The following is a 12,836-nucleotide window of genomic DNA, read 5'->3' on the forward strand; positions in this document are numbered from 1 at the left end:
TGGCGCAGCCGAGCATCGCAGGGCTGTTGCGAAGAAGCGAGCGTTGTCTGGGTCCTTCGCGTGCAACGCGAAGGGCGAGTTTAGCGAGCGCGCAACAGTCCGGGAAGCGCAGGGAACCCGCGCAGCGGGCAAGCCATCAAAACGCCGAAGCTTTAACCGCCTGCTTACCCGTCACCCGGACATTAGCGAGGCAGTTCAGAACTCCCCATCAGGAATTCATCCACCGCCCGCGCACACTGCCGCCCTTCACGAATCGCCCACACCACCAGCGACTGCCCACGCCGCATATCACCCGCTGCAAATACCTTGTTAATCGACGTCTGGTAAGCCTTCTCGCCTTCCGTGTCACCCTTCACATTGCCGCGCGGATCGTATTCCACACCCAGGTCATTCAGTAAACCTTCCTGAACCGGGTGCACAAAGCCCATCGCCAGGAACGCCAGGTCGGCCTCGATCTCGAAGTCACTGCCGTCGATCTCGCTCATCTGCCAGCGCCCGTCGTCGTCCTTGCTCCACTCGACGCGCACACAGTGCAGTTTTTTCAGCTTGCCGTTTTCACCGATGAATGCTTTTGTCGCCACGCTCCACTCGCGGGTGACGCCTTCTTCCTGCGACGTGGACGTGCGCAGCTTGTTCGGCCATTCCGGCCAGGTCAGCAGTTTGTCTTCCTTTTCCGGCGGTTTGGGCAGGATTTCAATTTGTGTGACGGATTCGCAGCCCTGGCGGATAGACGTGCCGATACAGTCGGAACCGGTATCGCCGCCACCGATGACAACGACCTTCTTGCCGGTAGCCATGATGGACTGGTCTTCAGGGATTTTATCGCCGGCCACACGACGGTTCTGTTGCGGCAGGAACTCCATGGCGAAGTACACGCCTTCGAGATCACGGCCGGGCACCGGCAGGTCTCGCGGCTGCTCGGAACCGCCGGTAAGCGCAACGGCGTCAAACGTGTTGAGCAATTCCTGTGCGCTGATATCGACACCGACATTGGTGTTTGGTTTGAACTGGATGCCTTCGGCTTCCATCTGCTTCATGCGCTTGTCGATATGGTGCTTTTCCATCTTGAAGTCGGGGATGCCGTAGCGCAGCAGGCCGCCGAAGCGGTCGTTCTTTTCAAACAGGGTAACGTCGTGCCCGACACGCACCAGCTGTTGCGCGCAGGCCATGCCCGCGGGGCCACCGCCGACCACGGCGACCTTCCTGCCGGTTTTGTTTTCAGCAATCTTCGGCTCCAGCCAGCCATTGTCCCAGGCCTTGTCGACGATGGCGCACTCGATGGTCTTGATGCTGACCGGGTCGTCGATCAGGTTGAGGGTGCAGGATTCCTGGCAGGGCGCCGGGCAGATACGGCCGGTGAAGTCCGGGAAGTTGTTGGTGGAGTGCAGTACCTTGTTGGCCTTCTCCCACTTGCCCTTGTACACCAGGTCATTCCAGTCAGGAATGAGGTTGTTGACCGGGCAGCCTTCGTGGCAGAAGGGGATGCCGCAGTCCATGCAACGCGCACCCTGTATGCTGAGCGTCTGCTCATCCAGGGGAATGATGAATTCAGCAAATGTCTTGATGCGTTCTTCAACAGGTTTGTAGCCGCGGTCTTTGCGCGGGTACTCCAGGAATCCGGTTGGTTTACCCATAGTGTCAGTTCTGCCCTGAGGTTTAGCTTGCAGCAGCCAGTTCGTTGGCCTGTGCCTGTTTCATTTCTTCCAGCGCGCGGCGGTAATCGACCGGCATGACCTTGACGAATTTCGGCAACATGGTGTTCCAGTTGTCGAGGATATTTTTCGCCACGCTGCTGTTGGTGTATTGCAGGTGTTTCTCGACCAGGCGGCGCAGGCGCAGTGCGTCATAGCGCGTCATGTCGGTGCTGATGTCGACCTTGCCGTGGGTTTCGAGGTCGCCGCCCTGGTGTTCCAGTGCTTCCAGTGCCTCGTCTTCTTCCGGCACCGGCTCCAGTTCCACCATGGCGAGGTTGCAGCGTGATTCGAAGTCGCCGCTTTCGTCCAGCACGTAGGCGATACCGCCGCTCATGCCGGCCGCGAAGTTGCGCCCGGTTTCACCCAGTACCACCACGACACCGCCGGTCATGTATTCACAGCCGTGGTCACCCACGCCCTCGACGACAGCCGAGGCACCGGAGTTGCGCACCGCGAAGCGTTCACCGCCGACACCGCGGAAATAACATTCGCCGGAAATGGCGCCGTACAACGTGGTGTTGCCGACGATGATGTTTTCTTCCGGCACGATCGGGCAGTTGGCCGGCGGGTAGATCACCAGCCGTCCACCGGACAGGCCCTTGCCGACGTAGTCGTTACCTTCACCTTCCAGCTCCAGTGTCACGCCTTTCATGACCCAGGCACCGAAGCTCTGGCCGGCCACGCCGTTCAGCTTGATATGAATGGTGTCATCCGGCAGGCCTTCATTGCCATAGCGTTCCGCTACGCGGCCCGACAGCATGGTGCCGACCGTGCGGTTGACGTTGCATACCGGTGTTTCGATTTTTACAGATTCGCCGCGTTCCAGTGCCGGCGAGGCCTGCTCGATAAGTTTGTTGTCGAGCGCCTTGTCGAGGCCGTGGTCCTGCTGCTCGCAGTTATACACGGCGGCGTCCGGCACGTTGGGCATGTACAGAATGCGCGAGTAATCCAGCCCGTGCGCTTTCCAGTGGTCGATGCACTTGCGCATGTCCAGCTTGTCGGAGCGGCCGATCATTTCGTTCATGGTGCGGAAGCCGAGCCTGGCCATCAGCTGGCGGATTTCCTCGGCGACGAAGAAGAAGTAGTTGACCACGTGTTCCGGCTGGCCGACGAAACGCTTGCGCAGGGTTTCATCCTGGGTAGCGACACCGACCGGACAGGTGTTGAGGTGACACTTGCGCATCATGATGCAGCCTTCCACGATCAGCGGCGCGGTGGCGAAACCGAACTCGTCGGCGCCCAGCAGCGCGCCGATAACGACGTCACGCCCGGTACGCATGCCGCCGTCGACCTGCACGGCAATCCGGCCGCGCAGCTTGTTCAGCACCAGCGTCTGGTGGGTTTCGGCGAGGCCCAGTTCCCACGGACTGCCGGCATGGCGGATGGACGTCAGCGGCGAAGCACCGGTGCCGCCGTCGTAACCGGCGATGGTGACGTGGTCGGCGTGCGCCTTGGAGACACCCGCTGCAACCGTACCAACACCGACTTCGGATACCAGCTTGACGCTGATCCGCGCTTTCGGATTCACATTTTTCAAATCGTGGATCAGCTGCGCCAGGTCTTCGATGGAATAGATGTCATGGTGCGGCGGCGGTGAAATCAGCCCGACGCCCGGCGTGGAATGGCGCACCCGCGCAATCCAGTCGTTGACCTTGTGGCCGGGCAACTGGCCGCCCTCGCCGGGCTTGGCGCCCTGCGCCATCTTGATCTGGATGTCGTCGGAGTTGACCAGGTATTCGGTGGTGACACCGAAGCGCCCGGAGGCCACCTGCTTGATGGCCGAGCGCATGGAATCGCCGTTGTCCATCGGCTTGAAGCGCGAACGCTCCTCACCGCCTTCGCCGGTGTTGGACTTGCCGCCGATACGGTTCATGGCGATGGCCAGCGTGGTGTGTGCTTCCCAGGAAATGGACCCGAAAGACATGGCGCCGGTGGCGAAGCGCTTGACGATTTCTTTTGCCGGTTCAACTTCATCGAGCGGCACCGGTTCGTTGGCAAATTTGAAATCGAACAGGCCGCGCAGGGTCTTCAGGTGTTCGTTCTGTTCATCGACCAGCTTCGAGAACTCGGAAAAGGTTTTCGCATCGTTGGCGCGCGTGGCGTGCTGCAGCTTGGCGATGGTCTGCGGTGTCCACACGTGATCCTCGCCGCGCACGCGCCAGGCATAGTCGCCGCCCACGTCGAGTGCATCCTCGAACACCGGGTTGTTACTGTAGGCGTCGTGGTGCCAGCACGCGGCTTCCTCGGCGATCTCCTCGATACCGACGCCTTCGATCATGCTGGCAGTGCCGGTGAAATACTTGTCGACAAACGACTGCTTCAGACCCACGGCGTCGAAGATCTGCGCGCCGCAGTAGGACTGGTAGGTGGAAATACCCATCTTGGAAAAGACTTTCAGCAGACCTTTGCCAACCGCCTTGATGTAGCGCCTGTTGATTTCGCTCTGGTCGAGGTCTTCCGGCAGGTCGTCCTTCATGCTCGCCAGGGTTTCGAACGCCAGGTAGGGGTTGATGGCTTCGGCACCATAACCGGCCAGCGTAGCGAACTGGTGAACCTCGCGCGCCGCGCCGGTTTCAACCACCAGTCCGGATTCGGTGCGCAGGCCTTCGCGCACCAGGTGGTGGTGTACGGCGGAGGTGGCGAGCAGCGCCGGGATCGGGATGCGCGTCGCATCGACCGAACGGTCGGACAGAATCAGAATGTTGTAGCCGTCGCGCACGGCCTGTTCGGCCTGCTGGCAAACAGATTCGACAGCGCCTTCCATGCCGGCGGCGCCGCGCTCGGCGGGATAACAGATATCCAGCGTTCTGGTTCTGAAAGCGCCGTCGGTGGCTTTTTCAATATCGCGGATGCGCTGCAGATCCTTGTCGGTGAGGATCGGCTGGGCGACTTCCAGACGCATATGCCCGCCGCCGGAGTCCAGCCCCAGCAGGTTGGGGCGCGGTCCGATCAGTGACACCAGTGACATCACCAGTTCCTCGCGGATCGGGTCGATCGGCGGGTTGGTCACCTGGGCAAAGTTCTGCTGGAAATAGTTTGCCAGCGGCTTGGCCTTGTTCGACAGCACGGCCACCGGGTTGTCGGCACCCATCGAGCCGATACCTTCCTGGCCGGTAGCGGCCATGGGCTTCATGAGGATCTTGAGATCCTCCTGGGTGAAGCCGAATGCCTGCTGGCGGTCGAGCAGCGTGTCCGGGTCGCCATTGACGCCGTTGGCCTGCGCGGGCAGGTTCTTGAGATGAATCTGGGTCTTGTCCAGCCATGCCTGGTACGGGTGGCTGGCGGACAGCGAGGCCTTCAGCTCGGCATCGTCGATGATGCGGCCCTGCTCCATGTCGATGAGGAACATCTTGCCGGGCTGCAGGCGCCACTTCTTGACGATCTTTTCGTCGGGAATGTTGAGCACGCCCATTTCCGAGGCCATCACCACCAGCTCGTCGTCAGTGATGAGGTAGCGCGCCGGACGCAGGCCGTTACGGTCGAGGGTGGCGCCGATCTGGCGGCCGTCGGTGAAGGCCACAGCGGCGGGGCCGTCCCACGGCTCCATCAGCGCGGCGTGATATTCGTAGAACGCCTTGCGCTGGTCGTCCATCAGCGGGTTGCCGGCCCAGGCTTCCGGGATCAGCATCATCATGGCGTGCGCCATGGAGTAGCCGCCGGCGACCAGCAGTTCCAGCGCATTGTCGAAGCAGGCCGAATCGGACTGGCCTTCCGGGATCAGCGGCCAGACCTTCTCCAGGTCGGCGCCAAACAGTTCGGAAGCCATGGAGTGGCGGCGCGCGCGCATCCAGTTGACGTTACCGCGCAGGGTGTTGATTTCGCCGTTGTGGGCGATCATGCGGAACGGGTGCGCCAGGTCCCACGACGGGAAGGTGTTGGTGGAGAAGCGCTGGTGCACCAGCGCCAGCGCGGACACCATGCGCTCGTCGCGCAGATCCTTGAAATAGGTGTCGACCTGGTTGGCCAGCAACATGCCCTTGTACAGCAGGGTGCGGCTGGAGAACGACGGGATGTAGAAATTCTCGTGCCCTTCCCAGTCGGAATCGCGCACCGTGTTCTCGATGACCTTGCGGGTAATAAACAGCTTGCGCTCGAAATCATCCTGGGTCGGACAGTTGTCACCGCAGCTGATAAACACCTGGCGAACCACGGGTTCGACGTCCTTCACGCTCTGACCAAGACCGCTGTTGTCGACGGGGACATCACGCCAGCCAAGTACATCCTGACCTTCTTCGCGGACAATGCGTTCAATCAGCGCAACACATTCTGTACGGGTCCGGGTCGGTTGCGGCAGGAATACCATGCCAACGGCATAGGTGCCGGGGGCCGGCAGTTCGTAGCCAAGCGCGGCACATTCCTCGCGCAGGAAGGCGTCCGGCGTCTGGATCAGGATACCGGCGCCGTCGCCGGCCAGCGGATCAGCGCCTACCGCGCCGCGGTGAGTCAGGTTCTCAAGGATCTGCAAGCCCTGTCTGACGATGGCATGGCTCTGCTCACCTTTTATATGGGCGACAAAACCGACGCCGCAGGCATCGTGCTCGTTTTCTCGGTCATACAGACCCTGCTGTTCCGGAAAAGCCCCGTGACTCATGTCCGACCTCTGGTTAACTATCTCATTATTCAAGAGTTTGTGCGCATGCGCGCGCAAAACCACCCACGCCCGGATCCGGGGGGTGGTGGCACCCGAAGGTAAAAATTCGGGCCGGAAAGAATAATGGAGATAGCCGCCTGACGCCAGCGTTTTTCGGGGTTAAACCTTGTTTTTTCAGGCGGAATACCTCTGCTGCCGGGCCGGGAAGGATTACTGCGCCGCGTTGATACTGTCCTGCACCGATTTCAGGCTGCGTGGCCAGGGTTTGGCTTTTTGCACCTTGTCCGGCAAGGCGCTGCGGGCTGCCAGGGCGGCGGCCTTGTCCGGGTAAATGCCATACAGCAGAACATACCAGTCACTGTCCTGATAACGGCCACGGTAGTAGGCCGTTTGTTCACGGGCCAACGCATGTCGCTCGATGTATCCTGCAATAGAAGCCTGATCGCGCGATCCCAGCAGTTGCAGCGTGAATCGGCCGGGTGGCTGTTGCAGCAGCCAGCTTTCGCGGTATGGTGGTTCTGCATCACCCGGCGTCGTGGCGGCGGGTTCGCTGGACGCCGGGGGCCGGCTGGCGGCAGCTGGCGCTGCTGCATTGATGTCCGCAGCCTCATTACCGGGCGCGGTTTCTTCGCGAGTGAGCGGTTGTAGTGCGGCACGTTTGTCGGGCTCTGCTGTGGCGAGGTTTGTTGTCGGGCTGGTATCGGGCCTGGCGGCAACAGGGGCCGGCACAGGTTTCCCTGCTTCAACAGTAGCCGTTTGTTCGACGCTTTCGGCGGGTTTTTCCTGCGTGGTGATGGTGGCCACTTCTTCAACCCGGGCGGAGTCCGGCTCGACGAAATCCGGGTTTTTGGTTTCAGTGTGTATTTCCCGGGCCTGAGAGGGTTCGCCCTGTGCCACGACACCGTTATCGATAGCCTCCTCCGGGACGGGAAGTACCAGCGGTTGTTCAACCATGGCCTGCTCGGGTGGCGCCGGGGTTTCATCGGGCGCTTGCGTTGGCGCGAGCCGCTGCCAGCCAAGGTAGCCGGCAAGGACGGCAATGACAACGGATGCCCCGACCCACATCGGGGTGCGGTTCTTTTTCGGCCCGCGTTGTATGGGTGCGCGCTTGTTGATTCTGGCACGCATGTGATGTTCGACGAGCGACTCGTGCGCCAGCCGGTTTATCTGGCCCGGGCGACCGCGCGCAGATTTACAGATAGCACGGACTTCTGTCGGAGTAAACGGACTCTCGCCGCTGTAGCCTGCGACGGCCAGACGGTACATGAGATAGGCGGCCGTTTCCTCTTCCGTCAGTTTCGGAAGCTCCAGCGTCTGGCAGCTGCGCTTGCTGCCCAGTTGTTCCAGCATGCTACGGGCAAGATCCTGCGTTTCCGCCGTACCGAACAGAACAATGCGCAGGCGGTCACCATCCGGAACACCGGTGAGTTCACACAGCCGCTGCAAGGCTGCGTCGTCGAGCTGCTCGGCATTATCGATGACCAGGATCAGTTGTTGTGCCGGGTCGCTCTGCGCCACCCAGCGGCCCAGCAGGGTCTGCTCGTCCTCGCCGGCTTCCCCACCGAGGGTTTCCGCCAGTCGTTCGGCCAGCCTGTCGCCCTCTGCCCCGTCCATCCGGCAGATGCGCCACTGCGGGTTGATGTGGCCGAGAAACTGTTCCAGAAGCGTTGTTTTGCCACTGCCGCGCGGACCGCTGACAACCACAATGGATTCACTGAACTGGACCAGGTGGGTCAGCAGATCCAGGCGTTGCATCAGGGCACTGCCGGCATAGAAAAACTGCATATCCAGCTTTTCTTCAAACGGGTGGCAGCGCAGTGACCAGGCCTGCAGGTACTCGGGCTGCCCTGGCGTCGCCGAATTGTTCATGTCTGTGCCTGCATAAACACTACCTGATAGCCTTTTTTCAGCTGCGCGTCCCGGATTGACATCATGGCCTGCTCTGCCTGTTCGCGCTCAGCAAAGTGGTCCTTGATCACACGTCCGCCTGCGCCCTGGTAGCCCCATTCGCGAACCAGCGTCCAGCCGTCGATCAGGTCCTCCTGCAAATGCAGGTGGTAGAACCTTGGCGGTCCGGTGTCGCTGGGCGGGATCTGCATGTAAATGCGCATATTGTTTCTCTGACAGACAAGCTGCGCTCAAGTCAGCTCCCCCGGATTGTAGACCCGATGGTGCTCGCTGATGGCATAACGATCCGTCATGCCGGCAATATAGTCTGCCACCGCGCGCGCCTGACCGGTTTCACCGTCCGCCGAGCGAAGTGTCGCGACATGCTGCCGGGCTTCATCCGGCATCAACCCCGGGTCATCATTGAAAGCCATGAACAGGTCACGAATGACGCGGTTGGCCTTGGCGCTCATGCGGTGTACACGGTAGTGCCGGTACAGGCGGTTGCGCAGGAAACGTTTCAGTTCCAGGTTACTTTCGCGCATGGATTCACTGAAAGAGATCAGGCTTTGCGGTTGCTTGCGTACGTCGTCGATACTGTCCGGCTGCGCTTCGGCCAGCTTCAGCTTGCTGGTTTCGATCAGGTCCACCACCTGGCAGTTGATCAGGCGCCTGACAACCTCATGGATGACGCGTCGCTGTGAAAGCGACGGGTAACGTTGTTTGACTTCATTGTATTGTTCGGCGAACAGGGGAACTTCATTCAATTGATCGACACCGATCAAACCGGCACGCAAGCCGTCATCGACATCGTGGCTGTTGTAGGCAATCTCATCGGCGAGGTTGGTGAGTTGCGCTTCCAGGCTGGGTTGCTGTTTGCTCAGAAAACGCTCGCCGACATCGCCCAGTTCAGCGGCATTGCCGGGCGAGCAGTGTTTGAGGATGCCTTCACGTGTTTCAAACGTCAGGTTGAGACCGGGAAAGTCGGCGTACTTTTCTTCCAGTTCATCAACGACGCGCAGTGACTGAAGATTGTGTTCGAACCCACCGTATTCTTTCATACAACCATTCAGCGCATCCTGGCCGGCATGCCCAAACGGCGTATGACCGAGGTCGTGCGCCAGCGCAATGGCTTCGGTCAGATCCTCGTTCAATCGCAGTGCGCGGGCGATGGAACGCGCAATCTGCGCGACCTCGATGGAATGTGTCAGGCGCGTCCGGAACAGGTCGCCTTCATGGTTAACGAATACCTGGGTCTTGTATTCAAGGCGGCGAAAAGCGGCGGCGTGGATAATCCGGTCGCGGTCGCGCTGGTATTCGCTGCGATAGTTGGGTGCCGGCTCAGTGTGGTGACGGCCGCTGGATGTGCTGTCACTGGCGGCGTAGGGCGCCAGGCCGCTTACGGCGTCAAGGTCATCCGCCAGGCTGTTCATGAACCGGTCAGCGGCAGGCGCTGGTCGAGTGTTTCGTGCAAACGTTCCATATCGTAGTCAGCGGTGATCCTGGCGGCACCAATGGCATCGAGCAAAATCAGCCGCAGACCGTCATCCAGGGCCTTTTTGTCGACCGCCATTAATTCCAGGAAACGTTCGCGGCTGATTTCGTCGGGCGGGTCAGTCGGCAATCGCGCCTTGCCGAGCAGGGCGCGGATACGGGTGACGTCGGCCGCATTCAGCCAGCCATGACGTGCAGACAGGTCGGCGGCCATGGCCATACCGGCGGCAACCGCCTCACCGTGCAGCCAGTTTCCGTAACCCATACCGGTTTCGATCGCGTGCCCGAAGGTATGACCGAGATTCAGCAGGGCGCGTTTTCCGCTTTCCCGTTCATCGGCCGCAACAATTTCCGCCTTGCAGCGGCAGGAGCGCTCAATGGCATAGACCAGCGCCTCGGTATCCCGCTCCAGCAGGCGGGTCATATTGGCTTCCAGCCATTCAAAAAATTCACCATCCTCGATCAGTCCATATTTGATGACTTCTGCAATACCGGCCGACAGCTGTCGGTCATCCAGTGTGTCAAGGGTACCGGTGTCAGCCAGTACCAGGCGCGGCTGGTGAAAAGCGCCGATCATGTTTTTGCCGAGCCGGTGATTGACACCGGTCTTGCCACCGACAGAGGAGTCCACCTGCGCCAGCAGGGTGGTAGGCAGCTGGATGAAATCCACTCCGCGCTGGTAACAGGCCGCGGCGAAGCCGACCATATCGCCGACCACACCACCCCCCAGCGCCACCAGACAGCAGGAGCGGTTGAAGCGTTTTTCCAGCAGCGCGTCGAAAATGAAATTCAGCACCTCGAGTGTCTTGTGTTGCTCGCCATCCGGCAGCACCAGCTGTTCAAGGTGGTAGTCCTGCAACGCTTCACAGACGTGATCCATATAAAGCGGTGCAACGGTGTCATTGCTGACGACCATCACCTGGCGCCCGCGGATAGCAGGTTTATACAGCGCAGTCTGCGACAACAGGTCCGGCCCGATGTGGATCGGGTAGCTGCGTTCGCCCAGTTCAAGGTGCAAGGTTTTTCTGATCATGGTTCAAGGATAAGGGGCTGTCTGATTTTCCTCAACAAACTGCGTTATTTTCTGCACGACGTCACGCACCCTGCAGCCATCGGTTTCGATGACAATATCGGCGATGTCCCGGTACAGCGGGTCACGTTCTGCCAGCAGCTGTTGCAGTTTTGCCCGCGGGTTGTCGGTTTGCAGCAGTGGGCGATTGCGGTCGTGTGCCGTACGTTGCAACTGCTGGTCGACGGAGGTCTGCAGGTAGATGACCGTGCCGCGTGAGGCGAGCTTTCGACGGTTTTGCGGATCAAGCACGGCACCACCGCCTGTTGCCAGCACGATACCGGGCATTGCCGACAGTTCATCGATGACTTCCTGCTCGCGTTTCCTGAACCCGGATTCTCCTTCTAATTCAAATATTAAGGGGATATCGACACCGGTTTTTGTCTCGATTTCCCGGTCGCTGTCAATAAATTCGAGGCCCAGTACCCGCGCCAGCTTGCGGCCGATAGTGGATTTGCCGGCTCCCATGGGGCCGACCAGAAAAAAACGGTCCTTTGAACTCATGGCGGACAGGTATGCCAGAAACCGGATTTTTCTGCAAACCGGACGCAGGACAATGCAGCTTCAGGTTCATGGCCAGCATCGGAAAATTCACGGAAGCCGATGACTAAAGGAAGAAAAATGCTGGCCGATAGCAGGCCAGACGCACTGAAAGCACCCTGAAAGGCGGGGTTGCTGAATAGCAGGGAATGTGAGGCGGAACACATTGTTGCAAGTACAACAGTGTTCTAATGTTCACGTTCCGTGCCCAGTAGTAAATGGTCAAAGCTTAATATATCGTTGGGCGCGATCATCGTATATACAGGCAGAAGGAATAAGTGGCCCGGTGAAGGAATATACGGCGGGATCAGGTTCCAGGCGCACAGAAGTCGGTATTTGCGCGGGGGCATCAGGGATTTTTACAGCGATATAATCGATATCAAGGGACAGAAAAAATGTATCACATCTTGCGCAGAACAATTTTCATTGTATTGGCAGCCTTTCTGGTAACCGCTTGCGGTGGTGGTGGCCGGGAAGATCTGCAGGGCGTTGGCGGCACCGGGGGCACTGGTGGCACTGGCGGCACCGGGGGTACCGGTGGCACAAACGGGGTAGTCTCGATTAGCGTACAGTCCAGCCTTGCACAGCTTTCAGCCGGCGGCAGTGCTTCTATCAGCGCTTTTCTGGTTGATAACCAGGGTAACCCCTACCTGACAGCCACCGATGTTACTTTTTCCTCGACCTGCATCGGGACTAATCTGGCTTCTGTGATTTCGCCCGTTAACTCGAACAGTGGTGTAGCCGTCACAACGTACACAGCACAGGGGTGTACCGGTGACGATACGATTACAGCGAGTGCAACCGTGGATGGAACCACGATTTCCGCGAATGTAACCATCAATGTGTTGCCCGCCACGCTTGGCTCAATAGAGTTCGTGGCTTCGAACCCCAACAACATTGCATTGAAAGGAATGGGGGGTGCCGGGCAGTCCGAAACCTCAATCGTGACATTCCGTGTGCTGGACACAGCAGGCAACCCCATAGGAAATCAATCGGTTACCTTTGCGCTCAATACCACGGTCGGGGGCCTGCAGTTCAGCCCCGGTACGGGAACTGCCGTGAGTGGCAGCGACGGCCTGATTCAAACCATTGTCCAGTCCGGCACGGTGGCTACCCCGGTGCGTGTTACCGCTACGGTAGACAGTACGGGTATCTCTACCCAATCGGATCAGCTGGTTGTTACCACGGGTATACCGGACAACGACAGCTTCTCATTGAGCGCAGCAACGCTCAACCCGGAAGCCTGGGATATTGATGGCGTGCAGGTGCCCATCACGGCGCGTCTGGCGGATCGTTTCAACAACCCGGTGCCGGATGGCACCACGATCCTGTTTACCACAGAGGGTGGTTCAATTGGTGGTTCCTGCCAGACCCTCAGCGGTGCCTGTTCGGTAAACTGGACCAGCCAGGACCCGCGCCCGGTTGACGGCCGTGTCACTATTCTCGCGACAGCCGTCGGTGAAGAAAGCTTCACGGATCAGAATGGCAATGGCAGTTTTGATGCAGGCGAGCCGTTTACCGATCTGGCTGAAGCGTTCCAGGACAACAATGAAGATGGTGT

The 12,836-nt window shown here is 59.7% G+C and carries 8 protein-coding genes; 1 reads left to right on the plus strand and 7 read right to left on the minus strand.

The window, feature by feature from the left end:
• Positions 1–182: 182 nt before the first annotated feature.
• The 7 genes from ACW81B_RS07315 to aroK form a co-directional block, all read right to left on the minus strand.
• On the minus strand, positions 183–1,634 hold the full coding sequence (locus ACW81B_RS07315; protein WP_491579560.1) for a glutamate synthase subunit beta: 1,452 nt from the start codon (positions 1,632–1,634) through the stop codon (positions 183–185).
• Between the two features lie 22 nt (positions 1,635–1,656).
• The gene (gltB, locus tag ACW81B_RS07320; protein WP_491579561.1) at positions 1,657–6,285 is read right to left on the minus strand and encodes a glutamate synthase large subunit; all 4,629 of its coding nucleotides are present in this window, start codon (positions 6,283–6,285) and stop codon (positions 1,657–1,659) included.
• Between the two features lie 210 nt (positions 6,286–6,495).
• Positions 6,496–8,154, minus strand: a complete 1,659-nt coding sequence (locus tag ACW81B_RS07325; RefSeq protein ID WP_491579562.1) for an AAA family ATPase — start codon at positions 8,152–8,154, stop codon at positions 6,496–6,498.
• Positions 8,151–8,396 (minus strand): WGR domain-containing protein, encoded by a 246-nt coding sequence (locus tag ACW81B_RS07330; protein WP_491579563.1) that lies wholly within the window; start codon positions 8,394–8,396, stop codon positions 8,151–8,153. The genes ACW81B_RS07325 and ACW81B_RS07330 overlap by 4 nt, the downstream gene beginning before the upstream one ends.
• A gap of 27 nt (positions 8,397–8,423) precedes the next feature.
• Positions 8,424–9,605 carry a deoxyguanosinetriphosphate triphosphohydrolase gene (locus ACW81B_RS07335; protein WP_491579564.1) on the minus strand — a complete coding sequence of 394 codons (1,182 nt, stop codon included), beginning with the start codon at positions 9,603–9,605 and terminating at the stop codon, positions 8,424–8,426.
• On the minus strand, positions 9,602–10,699 hold the full coding sequence (aroB, locus tag ACW81B_RS07340) for a 3-dehydroquinate synthase (protein WP_491579565.1): 1,098 nt from the start codon (positions 10,697–10,699) through the stop codon (positions 9,602–9,604). Before aroB ends, ACW81B_RS07335 begins: the two co-directional genes overlap by 4 nt.
• Before the next feature lie 3 nt (positions 10,700–10,702).
• Positions 10,703–11,239 carry a shikimate kinase AroK gene (gene aroK / locus ACW81B_RS07345; RefSeq protein ID WP_491579566.1) on the minus strand — a complete coding sequence of 179 codons (537 nt, stop codon included), beginning with the start codon at positions 11,237–11,239 and terminating at the stop codon, positions 10,703–10,705.
• A gap of 431 nt (positions 11,240–11,670) precedes the next feature.
• Here aroK and ACW81B_RS07350 point away from each other — a divergent pair.
• A partial coding sequence (locus ACW81B_RS07350; protein ID WP_491579567.1) for an Ig-like domain-containing protein occupies positions 11,671–12,836 on the plus strand: 1,166 nt, incomplete at its 3' end.

It is taken from the genome of Thiogranum sp. (assembly GCF_058323355.1).